Source organism: Kyrpidia sp., assembly GCF_023512215.1.
GTDB classification, from domain to species: Bacteria; Bacillota; Bacilli; order Kyrpidiales; family Kyrpidiaceae; genus Kyrpidia; species Kyrpidia spormannii.
Genome location: NZ_JAILZZ010000052.1, coordinates 1 through 19,864, shown reverse-complemented (window position 1 = coordinate 19,864; position 19,864 = coordinate 1). Strand labels below are relative to the sequence as shown.

The following is a 19,864-nucleotide window of genomic DNA, read 5'->3' as shown; positions in this document are numbered from 1 at the left end:
CAGCTCCTCCTCCCTCTGGCAAGGGGTAATTAAGGGCAAAGGCCCATGCTACGTACTGGCGTACGTCAGACCTTCACAGGACGCCTTGGTTGCAACCCCGTTTCCAGATGACGGCGGTAAAACTCGACCGGCGAGAGGTAGTGTAGGCTCGAATGCAGCCGGCGGGTGTTATACCTGCGTACGAACTCCTCCACCGCCCGGTAGGCCTCGGTGTAGCTCTCGAACTCGTACATGGACAGACACTTATCCTCAAGCAGCCGGTGATAGGATTCGATGTATGCGTGCATGTTAGGCGTCTTGGGCGGTATCCGCTCGTGTTCGACCTTCCAGCGTTCACACTCCGATTCAAACAAATGGCTCACAAACTGAGGTCCGTTGTCTCAACGGATGATCGGGAGTGGAGCATTGCGCTGAAGAATCTGACGCCTCCACAACGCTGCCCGAAACGTCTCCACGGCATGCCGTGCTTCACAGGTGAGTCCGATATGGTATCCCACAATTTGGCGATCATACACATTGAGGTAAGACAAGACAAAGAAGAATCGGTCCTCTCCAGGGATATATCCGTACTTGACATCGACCTCCCAGAGCTGATTGGGTGCCGTGATGGTACGGTTCCGGGCCAGTTTCCTCGGGTGTTTCCGGCGGATTTTCCGCTGCGGACGCAGGATATCCAATTCCTTGCACAGACGATACACCTTCTTCTCGTTGATCACGAGCCCGTAGTCCTGTCGGAGCATGTGAGTCAACTTCCGGTAACCGTATGCATATCCATCTCCGGCGATGGACTCCATGAGCCACTCTTTGATCTGCTCATCGCTGACCTTGCGGTTGTCCTTGGTCAACGAATACCCCGGAATGGGACGGCCGCCAGCCATCGTATGCGGCTTGGGCTCATGTGTCAACTGGTAATAATAAGTGGATCGAGAGACCCCCACGATGCGCAGCACGAGAGTTGCGTTGTACCCGGCTGTGATCCACTTGTGCGCGATGGCTACTTTATCCGCAAGTGAGGGTTGGCTTTTTTTAGGAGGTCACGCAGAATCGCGATTTCAAGGTCCTTTTCGCCCAACAGCTGTTTGAGATGGGCATTCTGCTTGTCCAATTCACGATTCTCGGCGACGAGCTGGGCATGTTCCTGCTGGGTCACGTGGGTGGCATTTCCTTTTGGACTGCTGCCCTGCATGGATTGACCAGCCTTATACTGAGACGTTCCATTGAACAACCTCCTGACTTCATAGTCTCAGAAATTAGGGAGGCTGTCCAATCCAATTTCGGGGCTTAAGAGGCTACATGCCTTTTGGCTCAAGCGTATCAGAGTGTTTCGCTTGTTCACGGATGTTCACCATGCACTTCGCAACCTAGCTCCGGCCCGAATTCACTCTATCTGGCGCGGCTACATTGTTCCGTGAGCTCTCGCAAGGCCGCGTTGCCACTGCCCCACGTCACGGCAGGTTCTCGTCCGCAGTTCTGGACGGGTGGATTCGCACCACATGGATCTCGACGACTTTCAAGTCGCACTACAAAAGACGAAGAGACACGGAGAAAACGGGTCCAGTTCGAACTGCTCTTTGACCAGTACAGAGAGACCGTCGATGGACTTGCGCAGGTCGGTACTTCCGCAGGCCAGATAGACCCGTTGTCTGGGATTCTCTAACACCGGGACATCAGGGCCCGCACGAGGTCGGCGAGCCATGGGGAGAACAGCCGGACCGGGCTTCCAGGACGACTTGGTGAACCCGGATGACCACGGAGGCCTCTGCGTCCGTTGAAGTTTCGTCGATCTCAAGGGGAAGCCACTGGGGAAACAGGGAAGTGCTGGGGGTCTGGGGCTTCTCCGAGGCTCGCAGTTTCCGCCGCCAATAGTACAATTGATGGGGTTGAACGTGGTGGGCGGCACACTAGGCGGCGCTTTGGCCGCTGGCCTCGAAGTGGGCAACGCGGTCGGCCCAGGTTTTCCGCAATTCGGTCCTTGTCATGGCGATGACCGACGGTCACCCGGGGAACGTAAACACCAAGCTTGGAACAGGCCCCATCACTTGAGCCGGGTGTGGGGTCTATTTGGCGTGCCAAAAATAGCTTACAGCCACCGGCGTCGTTTGACGCTTGCCCGGGGTGTGACCTGCAACATGAACAAATACACCCGCAAACGGCGCAAATCTCACTTACGCGCTTGCGGGTGTGCTGAGTTTACAACCACGCGTTTATAATCCCTGCCGTAAACCCTTCAAAATCATCAAACTTGTAATTGACTACTTCCCATTTGCCGTCTTCAGGGATTTTTAAATGCCCGTAGCCAATTTCCAGATCCGTTTCTCCCAGTCCCGGAATTTGCAAATAAACATGCTGGGTCCTGCAGTTGCCGTGTCTGCCGGGGCCTTTGATTTTAATTCTTTTATCTATAGCCTTGTAATAGGTTTTCATGACGTCTTCGATTTTGCCCACTTCAAACATAATATGGTTCAGACTTGGTTCCGGAACGGGCATCGCTCCAAACGCCAGATTATGATGATTTTCACTGCAGCGGGTAAAAGCGACGGCTCCGGGCCCAATGGTGGAGATATCGGAAATTTCAAATCCAAGCACATCCTGATAAAACTCCAGCGCCGGCTCATACTTGTCGGGAGGCAACATAATTGTCACATGCACCAAATCCAGAACATCCAGACGCCCGACCGATTGGATGCCCGGTCTTGTAACATGGGGAGCATAGCATACTTCCGCGGTGACACCTGCGGGATCGGTAAAGGACAAGAAAGCGGTTACGCCGCGTTCCTGACACTCTTCCTCCGTTCCCATCACATACGGAACGCCGGCATTTGCCAGAATGTTTGCCGTTTCCATAAAATCCTTTCTGTTCAGCGCTTGCCAGCCGACCGCTTTGATTCCTGATTGTTCCCGCTTGTAGATGCTGATACGATGGGCATAGCGGTCCATCGCCACATTCAACTGACCCTTCTGCCCTTCCGCAACTTCCCAACCAAACAATTCCCTGAAAAAATCAGCCGTTTGTGCAGGGTCCTCCGAATACACATGCACATAAGCCAGTTTTTGAACGGTTCTCTTCATGAGCGACACCTCCTGATAATATCAAGAACGTGGCATGACGTCTTAACCTAATGCGTTGCTCGGATAGCCAAATAAATGTTTGCCGTATGATTCCAATCCGTCTTCATAAAGGGATGTGATATGCGTTCCGATCGTTATCAGATCACGCAAAATCATTTCCAAGGGATGGCCTTTCAAAAGCGCTTTCGCTCCCAATGACATGGTCGCTTTTTGGGCAATGCCGACGCACTCATCGATGATCTCTACCCGCAATGCTTTGTACACGCTCGGATCGTACAATCCGCCTTTATCGCTTTCCAGCATGCGGATATATTCTTTCATCAACCCTTTGGCTTTCGCCAGCTTCAAAGCCAATACTGCTGCGACACGCTGGCTGCGGTACGAGGAGCTTTCCTGTTCATTGGTAATAATGCGGAATCTCTTTTTGGAGCCTTCGACAAATTCATCAAGCGCCCGTTCCGCGGCACCGATGGACATGGCCGGAAACCCGACGAAAAAGGCCGCATAAAAGGGCAGATCATAATATAAATAGCTTAAATCGACCTTTTCATCCGGTAGCACTTCATGAATATGCTTCCCGAATTCAAACGTATGGTGTTCGGGAACAAATGTATTTTCCACAATGACGGTGTTGCTTCCGGATCCCCGCAAACCGATCGAATTCCAGTCATTGATGATTTTAAAATCCTTTTTGTTTACATTTAAAACCAACCACGTGGGCATCTCTTCATTCTCCGGTTTGTAAAACGCGCCGAATCCGCACCATTCCGAATAATTGATTCCGCTTACATAATGCCATGTGCCGTTCAGGATATAGCCGCCTTCAACCTTTTCCACCCTGCCCACCGGCGCCAATATATCCGCTACCAGACCATCGCTATGATAAACTTCATCTCTTCCGCGCTTGGGCAAATAGGCAACCCAGGAATTATGCAGGGAAAAGAAGTAAGTGAGCCACGCCGCCGACAAATTATAATATCCGACGGTTTTTACCATGTCCGTGAAGGTTGTGAAATCAATTTGCGGGTAACCGTATTCCGGCGGCATAATCAGGCGGTGAATCTGTTCCTGTTTCATCAGATTGATCACATTTTCGGATATTGTGCATTGTTCATCGGCCTCCAAAGCTTCCTTTTCCGCCAGCTGCCCGATTTTTTTCGCGCTTGCCATCAGCCTTTTGTACAACTGTTCGTACTGCACTCTTTGTGCGCTGACTGCCATTTTCTTCATCCCCTCGCTTGAGAGTATTTTACGACAAAAACTGCTCAACCAATTGAATAAAACGGTCAAACCTTTCAATCTGCGCCCAATGCCCGCACTGCTTCAGCAGCACAAGTTCCGCATTCGGTATATGCTCAAGCAGGGACAAGCTGCCTTCCTTGGGCACAAACCGGTCTTCGTATCCGTGAATCAGCAATACCGGCTGTTTAATTCGTTTTAAGGCGCTGGGAGGAATCACAAGCTCCTGCGGCATAGCGGGAAACAATGTGGGATACAACTTGCGGACTTCCGGCCTCATCATGATTTCATATCTCGTTTGCACAATTCTTTCAAAATCTTCTGCAACAACCGACTCATCGTACATGAACCAGGAAACCAAATTGCGGAACGCCTGGATGGTCGGATCCTTGTAAAAGTTGGTCATGCGCACGATTTCCGGCGTCGGCCCGCCGCTCAGCGCGCCGCCTCCGCTGCCCATTAACACAACCCGATCGAATCTCGTTTCATCGTACAGCAGGGCGCTTAACGAAACAAACCCGCCCATGGAGTTCCCGATCAAATGCGCTTTTTCAATTTTGTTGTAGTCCATAATTTCCAGAATTTGTTCAACACGGGCAGTGGTCCATTCCCAGAACGTCATTTTCGTGTTTTGCGGCAAATCGGTATTGCCGAAACCGACCATATCGGGGGCTATGACATGGAATTTTTCACCGAGCACCTGCATCACCCTGCTCCAGTTGGACTCTCCGTTGGCCCCCGGACCGGAACCATGCAGCAGGATGATGGTATCTTTGTTCGTTTCCCCTCCTTCGCAATAAAAAGAATTAAACTTCCCTGTCTTTACTTTCTTCGTTGTATAGCTCGCCATGGTCAACCTCCTTTTTTGATTTCAGGATAAAGCATAAGAAATTTGTTTTCCTAAGGCAGTATCAATGTTAATTAAAAACTTATAATAATTTCCGTAGTTTTTATGGTATCCATTCATGTATAATATGGATAGTAAAGTAAACGCTTTCAATGTAAGGAGGGTTGTGTCATGAACGAAGTCGCCCATATTTGCAATCCCGGCCTTTCCAACATTGTGATTACGGCTCAGTCATTCGGGCTGCTGCGCAAAGCGTTGTTTGAGAATCTGGGGAAACAGAAAGCAAAAAGATTTTTGATGCGGTTCGGCATGGATTTGGGAATGTTCAAAGCGAAGGAACTGATCAAAATCAACCCGTCGATCGATTATTTAATCGAGATGGCGCCGGTGATCCATACTCAACTGGGGCATGTTTCCGCCGTGCAAACCGGGGGGGCGGTTCGCTGTTTGGAAAATAATCAATTGGAAATTATAAATGCGAAGGGGAAATGGATTGATTCTTTTGAAGCAAAGTTGCATCTGGAACATCACGGCGCGGCCGACGAATGTTCCTGCTACGTGCTGAGCGGTTATGCCAGCGGATATATGTCTGCGGTACTTCAAACCGATATTTTTGTCAAGGAAATCACCTGCCAAGCGAAAGGGGATGCGGAATGTTCCTTTGAGGTCAACACAAGGGAATACTGGGCGCAAAACTCGGACGACGATTTGGCCATGTACGACGATCAAACCATCCTGGATGAACTGGAAGAGACGTATGACGAATTGTTTTTTAAAAACCAGTTGCTGGACAAAATCACCAATTTTCACAAACGGTTAATGGATTGCATTGTCCAGAATAAAACTTTGGACCATGTCATCAGAACAGCATTTGACATTCTAAAAATCCCCGTGGCGATTGAAGATTTAAATGACAATATTATTATTTTGCACGGCACTGACCAAAATACTTATCAGAAGGTGATTAAAGACAACAAGAAAACGGGCCGGACACTAAAGACGTATAACAGTACAACTTATGAGCGGTTTGGAACCTCCTACTTACTGACCGCACCGGTTTACTTGGAAAACAGGCTTTATGCCAAATGTTCATTCATTTATTTGCAGACGCAAGCGGTGGATGAAAATGATTATTTATTTTTGGAAAGATTGGCCGAGGCGTCCGCTTTATGTTTTCTGAATGAAAAAATCCGTTTTGAAACTGCGGAACGGATGAAAATATCCATCCTGGACCAGTTAATCCACAAGCAATACGGTACAATCGAAGAATTTTCCTCCCGCATCAAATATGTCTTCCCAAAGTTTAACGGTCCGTATGTCACCCTAACACTGAAATGCTGTCCGAGAAAAAACAATCAAAAACCGCTGGATTTGTATGATCAGCTGCTGCAGTTCTCCAAAGCGCTCAAGTATTATTCATTAAATGGTTTCTTAACCCAGAATCAGGATAAAATTGTGTTTTTAATAAGTTGTGAAAAAAATCAAGAATCATTCCTTAAAACGATGGAACTTGTAGTTGCATACGTGGAGAAGAATAATCCGAATATACAATACAAAATCGGCGTCAGTCAACCCTATGAAGATTTGCGCCAATTTGAAAGCTCCCTGCAGCAAGCGCGCCAGGCACTTGATTTGCCGCGCCAGCAGAAGATGGTGCGATTTGAAGAATTAGGATTGTTGGGCGCATTGCTACAAGGAACCGATATTCAGCACTTGAAGGAAACCGCCAGAAAAGAACTGGGCAGATTATTGGATGAGGATGAAAAAAACAAAGAACTGCTGCAAACGTTGTATATTTACCTTGTCAATGGGGGAAGACTTGAAAAAACAATGCAGAGTCTCTCCCTGTCCATCGGCGGGGTGCAGTACCGCATCCGAAAAATTGAGGAAATACTGCAAAAAGATTTGAAAAACTTTTCTGTCGCTTCTTATCTGTTGCTGTTGATTGAAGCGCTCATTGTAACAGGCGAGCTTACATTGAAATGAGAGCGGTTTTTTGCGAACAAAAAAGTAATTCGTCTTGTGTTTCTGGCGACCTAGAGTAGCAAGGGGCGATGCGTGAATGTAGTGTTATGTTTACTGTCTTTTTCGGGTCGTTTGGATAAACCCGAGTTCGACAGGTTTTGAGCACACAGCGAGAGACGGGGCCTACAACGATGTCGTTTTTCAGTCCTGTGGAGTAGAAATAAAATTCCGTAGGCACACGATTTTATTGTCGTTGCAGGATTTATTGGCTGTCCGTCGTGTTGTGTGAGCATGTATATCCGAACCGTCCAGCGTAAAAACAAAGACGGATCTGTCGTCCGTTATGTACAGTTGGCCCATAATCTCCGTGATCCGGAGTCTCGTAAGCCTTGGGCTCAAGTCCTCTGGTCCTTTGGCCGAGAAGAGGAGGTGGGCAAGGAGGCCCACCGTCGGCTGGTGGGCAGCGTCAACTCCAGCGCGTAGAGCAGGAAAATGCCGAATTGGCGGCCAAGGTGGCCTAGTAAGAGGAACAGTTTCGCCTGAGTCAACGCCGCCGGTTTGCCGCCTCCAGCGAGCGCTCCAAGACGACCTCCGAGCAGTTGGAACTATTTAACGAGGCCGAAGTGGAGGCGCAGACGCCCCCACCGGAGCCGACGGTGGAAACGGTGACGGTGCGCCGGGTGAAAAAGCCGGGTCGGTGGGAATAGTAGCTGAAGCTGTTTGTGATCGGTCGAAAGAACTGGTTATTCGCCAATACCCCGAAAGGGGCGAAGGCCAGCGCGACGGTGGAGACCGCCAAGGAAAACGGGCTGAATCTCTACGAATATCTTCGATACCTGTTTGAGCAGCTGCCAAACGTGGACATCAACGATACCAGTGTCTTGGATAGACTGTTGCCTTGGTCGCTCGATCTGCCGGACTCTGTCCGCCATCGGCCATCCGGCGCCACGTAGACACCGAACTGAAGAGCAAGCCCCATCACCTGAGTCGGGTGGGGTCTATTTGGCGTGTCCAAAAAAGCCTACAGCCACTGGCCTCGTTAGACGTTTACAATCTTGATGAACCGCTTGGCCCTTTTCTTTTGCAGGCGTACAGCGGAACGTGGTACCATGACGGAGAGATGAAAGCGGGAGGAGGAGATGGGTTATTGAGTCGGTGGATGGTGTGGCTATTGGTCATTTCTCTGCCCTTGACGGTGATCGGCGAGTGGTTGCATTGGTCTGAGATCTTGTTGTTTTGGCTGGCATGTCTCGCCATTATTCCCCTGGCCGGACTCATGGGACAGGCGACAGAGAGCATTGCAATTCTCAGTGGGCCTCGCATCGGGGGGCTTTTGAACGCCACCTTTGGGAATGCCGTGGAGCTAATCATCGGCTTTTTTGCGATTCGGCAAGGTCTGGTTCAGGTGGTGCAGGCTTCTCTTACCGGATCTATCCTCGGCAATTTGCTCCTGGTGGCGGGGCTGAGCTTTTTGATCGGAGGCATCCGATATCCCATCCAGACCTTTAACCGCCTGGCCGCGGGGACCAATGCCTCCATGATGCTGATCGGCGTGGTCATCGCTTTGGTCATTCCTGCTATTTTCACCCTACAGCGGCCAGCAATTGGGGTGGAACTGAGCGTTGGAGTGGCGGCCATCACTTGGGTGCTTTACCTGTTAGGTCTATTTTTCAGCCTATTTACCCACCGGAACATTTTTAACTACGCCCAAGATCTACCAGATGAAGAAGCTCCTTGGGGCATGGCGCGGTCCGTCGGGGTGCTGGTGGTCGCCACTTTGGCTGTGGCCTATGAAAGTGAGATATTGGTGGGAACGATTGAGCACGTATCGAAAGCTTTTGGTTGGTCGGACGTGTTTATCGGGGTGATTGTGGTGGCCATCATCGGCAATGCGGCGGAGCACAGTTCCGCTGTATTGATGGCATGGCGGGACCGGATGGATGTGAGCCTGGAGATCGCCATCGGCAGCAGCCTGCAAATTGCAATGTTCGTCGCCCCGCTGTTGGTGTTCACCAGTCTGGCCGTGGGGAATCCGATGACCTTGGTGTTCTCCTGGCCAGAGATCGCGGCCATGGTTCTCGGGGTGGCGTTGATTACCCTCCTCTCCTTGGATGGCAAATCGAATTGGCTGGAGGGGGCAATGGCGCTCGGGGCCTACGTGATTATGGGGATTGGGTTTTATCTGATTTAACAAGGACGGGAACGGGCCCGGAAGAACCCGGACCCTCACGGCGGGCAGAGCTTTTATACATAGCGTGCGTACAGTTGCTGGATGCGCCGGACGTAGGCCTGGGTCTCCTGATATGGAGGGATGCCCCCGTAACGGTCCACGGCTCCGGGCCCGGCGTTGTAGGCGGCCGTCGCCTTCAGCACGTCCCCGCCGTACCGATCCAGAAGGCTTCGCAAGTATTGGGCTCCTCCATCCAGGTTTTGGGCGGGGTCGAGAGGATCGACCCCCAAAGCCCGGGCCGTGCTGGGCATCAGTTGCATCAGCCCCAGGGCACCGGCTGGAGAACGGGCCGCCGGATTGCCGCCGCTCTCGGCCATCATGACCGCCCGGAGCAGGGCCGGATCTAGGCCCCGCCGGGCGGCGACATCCTGGATGAGGGCATCCCAGCGCCCGGTGCTGGGTGGGGCCGGGGATCCGTTCGCCACCGGGGCGGAAGCTACGGTTTCGGATATGGCACCGAACAACATGGGCAAGACCGGCCCGGCCCCGGTGGAAGATCCAGAGGCCGAGAGGGCTTGGATCACGAAGGGCAAAAGGTCCGCGCCAAAACTGTCTCCTTGGCTCAGAGGGCTGCTTGGATCTGAAGAGCCTCCGGCATCGGGCAGAGCCGCCATCCGCTCTGCGGCCCAGATTCGCACCAGGTCGAGCCACGCCTTGATCCCCGCGGCGGAACCTTGGGACGGGGCATTGGAGGAAACTGCCTGGGGTGTTGTGGTACTCCCGGCTTCCTTTGGGGGTGCGGACAGAGCTCCAGACGTCGCCCCAGGGCGCAACCCGAGTGCTTGATCTAGATGATCGCTAAAGGTCGAGCGACTGTGGGCTCCCGTTGGCCGAGCTGTGGTGGAGCCATGCGGCGAGGGAGTGTCGGTCGGGATTCGGGGGGCTCCAGCCAGGCCAATTTCCGACATGAGGTCCATCGCCATCGCTCCTTCCGGAAAGACGGTTTTGCTGGCACAGTCGAACCAGTATTCGTCCGGTGGGGGCGATTCTCCTGCTCGACGCCAGGCCCGTCGCCTCGGCCCTCACCTGGCCTGTCCGGGCGGAATTACTTCAGGCTGAGACCGGTCGTTCTCAGCGGAGAACCACTTGATACCCTTTCTCCTGTAAGGTGCGCTCCACGTGACCGACGTGATCCGGGTCCCGGGTCTCCAGTTCCAATTCCACTTCTGTGAACCCCGGGGGAATCGAGGGGCCCATCCTCCGATGAGACACCGTGAGAACATTGGCCCGGAGTTTCGCGATGACGCTGAGGAGCCCCTGAAGGGCGCCAGGGCGATCCGGGATCACCGTTTGAAGGCGCACATAGCGTCCAGCTTCGGCCAGGCCGTACTGCAGAATGCGGCTCAGCACGGTGCCGTCCACGTTCCCGCCGCTGACCACCGCCGCGACTTTTTTTCCGGCCAAGGGCAGTTTGTGGAACAGGAGCGCGGCGGGGGCGGCGGCACCGGATCCTTCGACCAAGAGTTTGTAGCGTTCGAGCAAAAGCAACATTGTCCTCGCGATTTCCACATCGCTTACGACGATCACGTCGTCCACGTATGCTTGCACCATTCGGAGGGTGAGTCGACCGGGTTTTTTCACGGCAATCCCGTCGGCCAGGGTGTTCGCGGAGTAAAGCCCCACGGGTGTTCCGGCTTTGAGAGAAGCTTTCATGGAAGCGGCGCCCTCCGCCTCCACGCCGTATATTTGAATCGTCGGTTTGATGGATTTGGCCGCCAGGGCAATGCCGGCGATGAGCCCTCCACCGCCTACGGGAACGACAATAGCCTCTAGATCGGGACATTGTTCCAGGATTTCTAAGCCCACCGTTCCCTGACCCGCCACGATGTCGGGGTCGTCAAAGGCGTGAACGAACACCGCTCCAGTTTCCTCCCGGTATTGTTGGGCGAAAGTCTGGGCGGCGTCATAATCCGCGCCGTGCAGGAGCACCCGGGCGCCGTAATCGGTGGTAGCTTTGATCTTGGAAAGAGCGGCACCTTCGGGCATCACCACGGTGCTGGGAATCCCCGCCCGGGCAGCGGCATAGGCTACCCCCTGGGCGTGGTTTCCCGCCGATGCGGCGATTACCCCATGTTTTTTCGCGTCTTCAGACAGACGACGGATTTTGTTGTACGATCCGCGGATTTTGAAGGATCCAGTCTTTTGGAGATTTTCAAGCTTCAGCCACACCTCGCACCCTGCCAGACGGCTAAAGGTGTGTGTCAGATGCAGCGGCGTCTTCCGGGCGATGTCCCCAAGGGTTTGCCGGGCCTCCTGGATGTCGGACAAGCTGAGCATTCGAACCCCTCCCAGCGAGAAAATCAACCTTTTTCCTATTGCCGCTCACTGCGGTCTATGTTATAATGCTCGCCAAGTAGAAGGCTGATGGCGATGCAGGAGAGAGTAGGCGTCGAGAACCCACAGGGAGGGAGCGCCTGAGACTGGAAGCGTTCCCGGGGAAACGCCGCTGAAGTTCACTCCTGGGCCGTCCGGGGGAAAGGCCCGTGGGGCCGAGTAGTTCGGACCGGAGCGTCCTCGTTATTGGACGGCGTCCTTTTTTTGGGGCGCGTGAGTGGACGGCGACTGTGCCGTCAACTAGGGTGGTACCGCGGAGCCGTGCTTCGCCCCTTGGGGTGCGGCTCCTTTTTCATTTTATCAAAGTTGCGGCGAAGGTTCAGCATGACCCAGGGTGGAAGGAGTGAAGGAGATGGCCGGAATCATCGGATCCCGGGCGCGGCCCGCCATTATGGGCATTGAGCCTTACGTACCGGGGAAACCGATTGAAGAGGTCCAGCGAGAGTTTGGCTTGAAAGATGTGGTGAAGCTGGCGTCCAACGAGAACCCCCTCGGGCCGTCTCCGAAGGTTCAGGAAGTGCTGGTTAAGGCTGCAGCCAATCTACACCGCTACCCGGACGGAGGAGCCGTGATATTGCGCCGGGCCCTCGCCGAGTACCACGGGGTGCCTGAGGCGGGGGTCCTTGTGGGCAACGGTTCAGATGAGCTGATTAAGTTGATTGCAGAGTCCTTTGTAGAGCCCGGGGATGAAGTCATCGTGCCGTCGCCGTCCTTTTCGGAGTATTGGTTCGCCACCCAGGTGATGGCAGGCAGGACGGTTCCGGTTTCCCTCGACGAAAGCTTTCAGTACGATCCCGAACGCATTCTCAAGGCGGTGACGCCGAGGACCAAGCTGATGTATTTGTGCACGCCGAACAACCCGACGGGCACGTACATTCCGGAGAAAGCTTTGACGGATTTGGTTCGCCGGGTTCCGGAGCACGTGCTGGTGGTCCTCGATGAGGCGTACCACGAGTACGTCGAGGCGGAAGATTACGGTCGGGGGTTGTCTCTCATTCGGGAAGGGGCCCATGTGGTGGTCCTCCGCACTTTTAGCAAGTTGTACGCCTTGGCGGCCCTGCGTGTGGGATACGCCCTGGCCGATCCGGACGTTATCCAGTTGATCAATCGGGTGCGGGAACCTTTCAACGTCAATGCCGTGGCTCAGGCGGCGGCGGTTGCGGCCCTCGGGGATGAGGAGCACCGCCGGAAAAGCTTCGAAGTCAACCGGGCGGGGAAGCGGCAGTTGTATGAAGGGCTGGAAGCTCTGGGATGCCGATGTGTTCCCACCGAGGCGAATTTCATCCTCGTTGAGGTCCCGCATTCGTCCACCGCGGTGTTTGAAGGCCTTCTGCGGCGGGGAGTGATCGTCCGGGACGGGGCAGCCTTCGGGTTGCCGCGGTATCTGCGGATTAGCATTGGAACCGAGGCGGAAAACGCCCGGCTTCTGGAAGAGATGGCCGAAGTTTTTCGGACTTGGGACGCCCGCCCGGCGGGGTTGGCGGATTAAACCGAAGATCGCGAGGAGGGTACTGGCGATGAAAGGAGAAACCATGGAACAGCTGCGGACGCAGTTGGACGAGATCAATATGGACCTGCTGCGGCTCCTCAGTCGGCGGGCGGACATCGTGCAGCGGATTGGTCGGGTGAAACAGGCCCAAGGAGTTCAGCGGTTTGATCCGTTGCGGGAAAAGGAGATGTTGGACCGCATTGTGGCGGCCAACCCCGGTCCCTTCGACGACAGCACCATTCGGCACTTGTTTAAACAGATTTTCCAAGCGTCCCTGCAATTGCAGGAAGAAGAGAAGATGCACTTGTTGGTGAGCCGGAAGCGCCGGGCGGAAGACACCGTGGTGGAAGTCAAGGGTGTCCGCATCGGCGACGGCCACCCCATCGTGGTGGCGGGGCCTTGTTCCGTGGAGACCCGGGAGCAGATGGAGACGGTGGGCCAGGGCCTGCGGGCTCAGGGTATTGTCGTAATGCGGGGCGGAGCCTACAAGCCCCGGACGTCCCCGTATGATTTTCAGGGACTCGGCCGTGAAGGGTTGGTGATGTTGCGGGAAACTGCCGACAAGTACGGCATGGTGGCGGTCAGCGAGATCGTCAATCCGGCTGACATTGAGATGGCCACGCAATATGTGGACATCATCCAGATCGGGGCTCGTAATATGCAGAATTTCGAGCTCTTGAAGGCGGCGGGGTCCGTGCGGACGCCAGTTCTGCTCAAGCGGGGGCTTTCCGCGACCATCGAGGAGCTGTTGTTTGCGGCGGAGTACATCATGTCCCGGGGGAACGATCAGATCATTCTTTGCGAGAGGGGCATTCGCACCTATGAAAAGGCGACCCGCAATACCCTGGATATTTCGGCGGTGCCGATCCTGAAGCAGGAAAGTCATCTGCCGGTCTTTGTCGATATCAGTCATTCCACCGGCCGGAAGGACATTATGATACCTGTGGCTAAGGCAGCACTGGCGGCGGGGGCGGACGGAATCATGGTGGAAGTGCATCCCGAGCCCAGTGTAGCGTTATCGGATGCGAAACAGCAGATCAATCTCGAACAGTTCGGCCAGCTCATGGACGCCCTGCGGGAAGCGAGGTACCTTCCGCCTGTCGCCGAAAGGGTGGCAACGCGCTGAGGCTTGCCTCCCCGGGTGAGAATCGGGGGACGGCATCGTCCCGGGGAGAAAAAAGGGCCGCTTTGGCCGGTGCCCACCGGCCAAGGCGGCTCTTACTTATGTATAAAATGGCGTTCCCATCAAAGCTCTGCGGAGAGTGATGCGGTTCCGGTTTTCGATTTCCACCCGGCGGGGGATGGGGGGAAAAGCGTCTGGGGCATCGATAAAGCGGTCCGGCAGGAGATCCGGAGAATAAGGGCTCCAGCGCTCCAACCACCGGTCCGGAATCACTTCTGGAATGGGTTGATGGGAGAGTTCCGCCCAGAGCAACGTCCAAGCCCGGGGTACGACTCGCCAAATTTCGTATCCTCCTCCACCCACCGCCACCCAGCGTCCATCGCATGCCTCGTGGGCGAGTTGATGGACCAATTTCGGAATCTCTCGATAGAGGCGGGTGGTGGCCGAAAGGTGGGTCAAGGGGTCGAGGTGATGTCCATCGCAGCCGTTCTGACTGATGATAATATCGGGCTCAAAGCGGCTGATCAGAATCGGAAGAGCTTGGTGAAGCAGTTCGAGCCAGGAGTCATCCTCGGTGAACGGCTCCAAGGGCACGTTGACCGAGTAGCCGTATCCAGCCCCGGTACCCCGTTCATGAATATCTCCAGTTCCTGGATAGAGATATTTTCCGGTTTCGTGAAAAGAGATGGTGAGAACGCCCGGGTCGTCATAAAACAGCCACTGCACCCCGTCTCCGTGATGGGCATCCGTGTCGATATAAGCCACTCGGGCGTCGAATTCCTTTCTTAGCCATGCGATGGCCACGCCGATGTCATTGTACACACAAAACCCAGACGCCATATGGCGCTGGGCGTGGTGAAGGCCGCCAGCCAGACTGAAGGCGTGCTCAGCCTTGCCCTCCATCACCAGTCGCGCTGCCATGAGCGTCCCCCCGGTGATCAAAGCGGATGCTTCGTGCATATCCGGAAAAATTGGAGTATCCTCGGTGCCCAGGCCGAAGGATTCCCAGGACGGTTCTCCCCCACCCGGCGGCACGGGTGGTTCGTCGCCCTGTCCTGCTCGTTTCACGGCCTCGATGTAATGCCGGTCGTGAACCAATGCCAGTTCCTCCTCGGTGGCCGGTTGAGGGGCTCGAACGTGTTCCGGGCGCAGGAGTCCCGATTCCTGCATGAGATCCCAGGTCATGCGCAGGCGCAGGGGATCGAAGGGATGCTCGGGGCCGAATCGATAGCGGAGAACTTCCGGACTGTAGACGATGACGGCGCGGTCTTTCATTCTCCCCGGCCCCCGTCGGAAAAAGGTCCCAGCACCCGATGTCCCGCAGCTTTGATGTCGTCGATGATGCGCCGGGGATCCATCGTTTGTACCCGGAGCACGAGATGGCGGGTATCGGGAGTTTTCCCGGGAAATATCAGGACCGAAGAGGCATTGATCCGCCTGGCCCGAAGAATGTCGGCCACATCGGCGAGCCCGCCCGGGCGATTGGGCAGTTCCACCTCGATGCGGCTGGAGGGTTCCAACACGCCCATCATGCCGAGCAGGGTGTGCAAAATGTCCCTTTCCGTAAGAATGCCCACGACGCGGTCCTGATCGAGAACCGGAAGGCAGCTCACTTTTCGACGATACATTTCGGCGGCGGCGTCTTCGATAAAATTCCAGGGCTCTACGGTGACGACGTCTCGCTTCATACAGTGTTCAATGCGAAGGCCCTGAACTTTTGCTTCCCAATCCGGGTCGAGAACGGAAGGGCAAACGTCCCGCATGTCCCGGTCGGACACGATGCCGACGAGTCGCTCGTTTTCTACAACCGGAAGGTGGCGGATGCGCCGAAGCCGTGTGAGTTGCAAGGCATCGGTCAGGGCCGTTTCCGGGGTGACCGTCACGACGTTCCGGGTCATGATCTGCTCGACAAGCATCGAACATCTCTCCTTATTGGGGTGGCAGGGTAAAGCGCAGGCGGTGAAATCTTTCTACCGACTCCGGGGGTACCCGATTCCCGATCCGCGCCATGAGCATATTGGCGGGATGGGCCGCAATCTCTGGATCATCGGTGGGGTACACCTCCATGCCGGCGCTCCCCATGACTTTCTTCATCACGTCTCGATACTCCCAGATGTCTAAACCGGTTTCTTCTAAATCCCAATGCCAGTAGTATTCAGTGGAAATGACGATGTAGTTTTCCATAGCTGGGTCCCGGAAGGCCACCTCAAGGAGGGCTTTGGCCAATCCGGAGTGGCGATAAGGGGCGGCGACTTCCACGGCGCCCAACTCCAACAAATCGCCCATATTCCCCTCTGCCCATCGTTCCAAAGGATCAGGGTAAAGAAAGGTGACATAGCCCACGACGAGTTGGGATCGGCGGGCCGCGATGATCCGGCCTTCAGGCAGTTCGGCAATCCGAATCAAAGCTTGTTGCTGGCGATCCGCCGGGCGAAAAGCTTTGAGCCCCTGGTGAAATACTAAGGATCGAAGCGTCGGCGCCGGCACTGGACCTTCGACGATGAGATCGCCGTCTTTTCCGGGGATCACTTTGCTGTGATACTGCTTCGATTGATGAGGATCAACCGCACCGCCGGTGCGGTTCTGGGACTCGGCCATCGGGGGACCTCCATCGTCGTCGGACTTTGTCGCCATTATACTTGAACCGCTAAAGGAGCTAAAGGGGGCCAAAAGAAGGAACCGAAAACATTCTATGAAAAGACGACAATGTTTCGAGTTGCGACTGAGAAATACCTCGTGCTAAAATTAACATTGTGTGGATTAATGCTTGATTTTTGCTGAATTGGGGGAGAGCGGCATGGATAAACCTTTGGATCACAACGAACGCATCCCGGTAGTTAAAGGTAATTTTAATCTCAAAGACTACGAAGAAGCCCGGCGCACATTTCGATGGGAAGACGTAGAACCCCGGTTCACGTGGCACCGGACGGGAAAGGTGAATGCCGCTTACGAATGCATCGATCGCCACGTCGACGAGGGACGAGGCGACAAAGTGGCGCTTTTGTACAGTGATGCCCAGCGAAACGAATCCTACACCTTTCGCCAGCTGAGGGATTTGTCCAACCGGTTTGGCAATGCCCTCCGAAAGCTTGGGGTTAAAAAGGGCGATCGGGTGTTTATTTTCATGTCGCGAAGCCCTGAGCTCTATGTGGCTTTTCTCGGGGCATTGAAGGTGGGGGCGATTGTCGGTCCGCTGTTCGAGGCCTTTATGGAAGCGGCGGTTCGGGATCGCCTGCAGGACAGTCAGGCAAAAGTGGTGGTTACGAACGAACGTTTAAAAGGTCGGATTCCGATTCAAGATCTGTCTCACCTCGAGCACGTGGTGGTGCAAGGACTCACGGGGACCCCGGGTCCCAAGGAGCAATCGTTTGAAGCGCTGATGGAGGAGGCTTCCCAGGAACTGGCCATCGAGTGGGTGGACCGGGAGGACGGGTTAGTTCTTCACTATACGTCCGGTTCCACGGGTAAACCAAAGGGTGTGCTCCACGTCCATAATGCGATGATTCAACACTATATCACGGGACTGTGGGTTCTCGATCTGCACCCCGAGGACATCTATTGGTGTACGGCGGACCCTGGGTGGGTGACCGGAACCTCGTATGGGATTTTCGCCCCGTGGCTCAACGGCGTGACCAACGTGGTGCGAGGGGGTCGGTTCAGTCAAGAAGATTGGTATAAAACTCTTCAAGATCATCGGGTGACGGTGTGGTACACGGCCCCCACCGCTTTGCGCATGCTCATGGGAGCGGGGGAGGAGTTGGTCCGGCAGTACGATCTGTCGTCGGTGCGTCACATTCTGTCTGTGGGTGAGCCGCTGAACCCCGAGGTCGTCAGGTGGGGATTGAAGGTCTATGGCCGCCGGATTCACGACACCTGGTGGATGACCGAAACGGGGGCTCAATTGATCTGTAACTATCCGTGCATGGATATAAAGCCGGGATCGATGGGCAAACCGTTTCCGGGAATCGACGCGGCCATTGTGGATGACGAAGGTCGGGAACTCCCTCCGTACCAGATGGGGAACTTGGCCATTCGCCGGGGATGGCCCTCCATGATGCGGGCGATCTGGAATAACCCGGCGAAGTATCAGGAGTATTTTCGCTTAGAAGGCTGGTACATCTCGGGGGATTCGGCTTACCGGGATGAAGACGGATATTTTTGGTTCCAGGGGCGGGTCGACGATGTGATCAACACCTCCGGGGAGCGGGTCGGTCCCTTTGAAGTAGAGAGCAAATTGGTGGAACACCCTGCGGTGGCGGAAGCCGGGGTGATCGGGAAACCCGATCCTGTGCGGGGTGAGATCATCAAGGCGTTTATCGCGCTGCGCCAGGGATATGAGCCCTCCGAGGAACTCAAGCAGGAAATCCGGGACTTTGTGAAAAATGGCCTGGCTGCTCACGCGGCGCCGAGGGAAATCGAGTTCCGGGACAAACTTCCCAAGACCCGGAGCGGAAAGATCATGCGCCGGGTGCTGAAGGCGTGGGAGCTGGGTCTGCCCACCGGAGACCTCTCGACGATGGAAGACTGATTGGGGAATGCCGCCGTTGTAAAAAGACGCAGAGGGCCGGGATCCATGCCCGGCCTTCTGCGTCTTTTTTCTGATCCTTCGATGCATCACGTCAGGTCTGGCATCTCGTTGTCGTCGGGATTCTTGCGGTCGGAAAAAGCCGGGTTTTCATCCCGGAATCGGGAAACCACGCGTTGCCCTTCCTCCCAAGGCGTGGATTTTCCTAGTGTAAACTCCTGATTATCCGCCATTCCGTAAGGGCCTTCCGGAAACTCTTCAGGCATGATGTCATGCCGCCATCCCGTTGCGGGCGTAAACCTCTGCCTTTTCTTTCCCGGCCAAAACCTCACCGCCGGCCCCCCTTTCCGGATGATGGTCCCATCGCTTTCACCTTTCCCCGGGATTCGCCGATTCATACCCGGACGCCGGGCTGTGGAACGATCTCAAGGGCGAGGAGCATGAAGAATTTGGCATCGGGGAAGCTAAAGGCGTGGAGGTGAAGAGGATGGCGAGCCCCGTGGCTGTAAAGGACCTGTATGATTCGTATATCAATCCCGGCATGGCGAAGTTGCACCATTTAATGGGGTTGTCCGCCGGGGAGCTCCGTGGGGAGGGAAGTCTCGTGTATGACGAGGACGGGAGGCGTTATATAGACTGCGTGTCTGGATATGGATCACTGCCCTTCGGACACCGTCCGGGCCCGGTGTTGGAAGCGGTGCGCCGGCAGATGGACCGGATGGCCCTCTCGTCGAAAGTCATGCCCGGCCGTCCGGTGGGAGAGTTGGCCGAGGCCCTGGCTGGGTGGACTCCCGGGGATTTGCAGTACAGCTTTTTTTGTAACAGTGGTGCGGAGGCGGTGGAAGGGGCTCTAAAATTGGCCCGGGCAGTGACGGGGCGTCCGGGGTTTGTCGCGGCGGAAGGGGGGTTTCATGGGAAAACCTTTGGGGCGCTTTCGGTGTCCGGCCGGCAGCGGTATCGAGCCCCTTTTCATCCTTTGCTTCCCGGTGTGACGTTGGTGCCGTTCGGGGATGTGGAGGCGCTAAAAAGGGCGGTGTCCCAGG

The 19,864-nt window shown here is 55.1% G+C and carries 19 protein-coding genes and 3 pseudogenes; 8 read left to right on the top strand and 14 right to left on the bottom strand.

What is annotated here, in order from left to right; translation table 11 throughout:
• Positions 1 to 65: 65 nt before the first annotated feature.
• The 8 genes and pseudogenes from K6T64_RS14155 to K6T64_RS14130 form a co-directional block, all read right to left on the bottom strand.
• Complete coding sequence (locus K6T64_RS14155) at positions 66 to 362, bottom strand: integrase core domain-containing protein (protein ID WP_288010752.1); 297 nt, start codon at positions 360 to 362, stop codon at positions 66 to 68.
• Between the two features lie 18 nt (positions 363 to 380).
• Entirely contained in the window at positions 381 to 950 is a 570-nt protein-coding gene (locus tag K6T64_RS14150) for an IS3 family transposase (RefSeq protein ID WP_288010751.1), read from the bottom strand.
• 44 nt (positions 951 to 994) lie between these two features.
• Positions 995 to 1,225 carry a hypothetical protein gene (locus K6T64_RS14145; protein ID WP_288010750.1) on the bottom strand — a complete coding sequence of 77 codons (231 nt, stop codon included), beginning with the start codon at positions 1,223 to 1,225 and terminating at the stop codon, positions 995 to 997.
• A gap of 285 nt (positions 1,226 to 1,510) precedes the next feature.
• Complete coding sequence (gene tnpB, locus K6T64_RS16915) at positions 1,511 to 1,696, bottom strand: IS66 family insertion sequence element accessory protein TnpB (RefSeq protein WP_353737822.1); 186 nt, start codon at positions 1,694 to 1,696, stop codon at positions 1,511 to 1,513.
• Positions 1,668 to 1,889, bottom strand: a pseudogene (gene tnpA, locus K6T64_RS17050) (IS66 family insertion sequence element accessory protein TnpA); the annotation flags it as partial. The gene tnpB and the pseudogene tnpA, both read right to left, overlap by 29 nt.
• A gap of 301 nt (positions 1,890 to 2,190) precedes the next feature.
• Positions 2,191 to 3,069 (bottom strand): VOC family protein, encoded by an 879-nt coding sequence (locus K6T64_RS14140; RefSeq protein WP_288010749.1) that lies wholly within the window; start codon positions 3,067 to 3,069, stop codon positions 2,191 to 2,193.
• A 42-nt stretch (positions 3,070 to 3,111) separates the two neighbouring features.
• Positions 3,112 to 4,290 carry an acyl-CoA dehydrogenase family protein gene (locus K6T64_RS14135; protein WP_288010748.1) on the bottom strand — a complete coding sequence of 393 codons (1,179 nt, stop codon included), beginning with the start codon at positions 4,288 to 4,290 and terminating at the stop codon, positions 3,112 to 3,114.
• A 28-nt stretch (positions 4,291 to 4,318) separates the two neighbouring features.
• Entirely contained in the window at positions 4,319 to 5,158 is an 840-nt protein-coding gene (locus K6T64_RS14130) for an alpha/beta fold hydrolase (RefSeq protein ID WP_288010747.1), read from the bottom strand.
• A 168-nt stretch (positions 5,159 to 5,326) separates the two neighbouring features.
• Between K6T64_RS14130 and K6T64_RS14125 the strand changes: the two genes are divergently transcribed.
• The 4 genes and pseudogenes from K6T64_RS14125 to cax all read left to right on the top strand — a co-directional run bounded on the left by K6T64_RS14125 (position 5,327) and on the right by cax (position 9,311).
• Positions 5,327 to 7,141, top strand: a complete 1,815-nt coding sequence (locus K6T64_RS14125) for a helix-turn-helix domain-containing protein (RefSeq protein ID WP_288010746.1) — start codon at positions 5,327 to 5,329, stop codon at positions 7,139 to 7,141.
• A gap of 515 nt (positions 7,142 to 7,656) precedes the next feature.
• A pseudogene (locus tag K6T64_RS14120) lies at positions 7,657 to 7,827 on the top strand (IS66 family transposase); the annotation flags it as partial.
• Between the two features lie 3 nt (positions 7,828 to 7,830).
• Positions 7,831 to 8,073 (top strand): annotated as a pseudogene (locus tag K6T64_RS14115) (transposase domain-containing protein); the annotation flags it as partial.
• Positions 8,074 to 8,267: 194 nt separating this feature from the next.
• The gene (cax, locus tag K6T64_RS14110) at positions 8,268 to 9,311 is read left to right on the top strand and encodes a calcium/proton exchanger (protein WP_100667103.1); all 1,044 of its coding nucleotides are present in this window, start codon (positions 8,268 to 8,270) and stop codon (positions 9,309 to 9,311) included.
• A gap of 53 nt (positions 9,312 to 9,364) precedes the next feature.
• Here the strand turns inward: cax and K6T64_RS17045 are convergent, their stop codons facing one another.
• Together K6T64_RS17045 and ilvA are read right to left on the bottom strand one after the other, a co-directional pair.
• The gene (locus K6T64_RS17045; RefSeq protein WP_483306151.1) at positions 9,365 to 10,267 is read right to left on the bottom strand and encodes a lytic transglycosylase domain-containing protein; all 903 of its coding nucleotides are present in this window, start codon (positions 10,265 to 10,267) and stop codon (positions 9,365 to 9,367) included.
• Between the two features lie 154 nt (positions 10,268 to 10,421).
• Entirely contained in the window at positions 10,422 to 11,627 is a 1,206-nt protein-coding gene (gene ilvA / locus K6T64_RS14100) for a threonine ammonia-lyase (protein ID WP_288010745.1), read from the bottom strand.
• A gap of 409 nt (positions 11,628 to 12,036) precedes the next feature.
• Between ilvA and hisC the strand changes: the two genes are divergently transcribed.
• Positions 12,037 to 13,173, top strand: a complete 1,137-nt coding sequence (hisC, locus tag K6T64_RS14095; RefSeq protein WP_288010744.1) for a histidinol-phosphate transaminase — start codon at positions 12,037 to 12,039, stop codon at positions 13,171 to 13,173.
• Between the two features lie 28 nt (positions 13,174 to 13,201).
• Complete coding sequence (locus K6T64_RS14090; RefSeq protein ID WP_288010743.1) at positions 13,202 to 14,299, top strand: bifunctional 3-deoxy-7-phosphoheptulonate synthase/chorismate mutase; 1,098 nt, start codon at positions 13,202 to 13,204, stop codon at positions 14,297 to 14,299.
• 96 nt (positions 14,300 to 14,395) lie between these two features.
• Here the strand turns inward: K6T64_RS14090 and K6T64_RS14085 are convergent, their stop codons facing one another.
• The 3 genes from K6T64_RS14085 to K6T64_RS14075 are packed head-to-tail and all read right to left on the bottom strand — an operon-like array spanning position 14,396 to position 16,894.
• Entirely contained in the window at positions 14,396 to 15,571 is a 1,176-nt protein-coding gene (locus K6T64_RS14085; RefSeq protein ID WP_288010742.1) for an acetoin utilization protein AcuC, read from the bottom strand.
• Positions 15,568 to 16,212, bottom strand: coding sequence for an acetoin utilization AcuB family protein (locus K6T64_RS14080; protein ID WP_100667108.1), 645 nt, complete (start codon positions 16,210 to 16,212; stop codon positions 15,568 to 15,570). Before K6T64_RS14080 ends, K6T64_RS14085 begins: the two co-directional genes overlap by 4 nt.
• Positions 16,213 to 16,225: 13 nt before the next feature.
• Positions 16,226 to 16,894: a GNAT family N-acetyltransferase gene (locus K6T64_RS14075; RefSeq protein ID WP_288010741.1), complete on the bottom strand. Its 669-nt coding sequence runs from the start codon at positions 16,892 to 16,894 to the stop codon at positions 16,226 to 16,228.
• A 199-nt stretch (positions 16,895 to 17,093) separates the two neighbouring features.
• On the opposite strand from K6T64_RS14075, the gene acsA reads away from it, so the two are divergent.
• Positions 17,094 to 18,824 (top strand): acetate--CoA ligase, encoded by a 1,731-nt coding sequence (gene acsA, locus K6T64_RS14070; RefSeq protein WP_100667110.1) that lies wholly within the window; start codon positions 17,094 to 17,096, stop codon positions 18,822 to 18,824.
• Between the two features lie 86 nt (positions 18,825 to 18,910).
• On the opposite strand, the gene K6T64_RS14065 is transcribed toward acsA, so the two are convergent.
• Entirely contained in the window at positions 18,911 to 19,153 is a 243-nt protein-coding gene (locus tag K6T64_RS14065; RefSeq protein ID WP_133121217.1) for a hypothetical protein, read from the bottom strand.
• 155 nt (positions 19,154 to 19,308) lie between these two features.
• Between K6T64_RS14065 and K6T64_RS14060 the strand changes: the two genes are divergently transcribed.
• Positions 19,309 to 19,864 (top strand): aminotransferase class III-fold pyridoxal phosphate-dependent enzyme (locus tag K6T64_RS14060; RefSeq protein ID WP_288010740.1); only part of this gene is annotated, 556 nt, incomplete at its 3' end.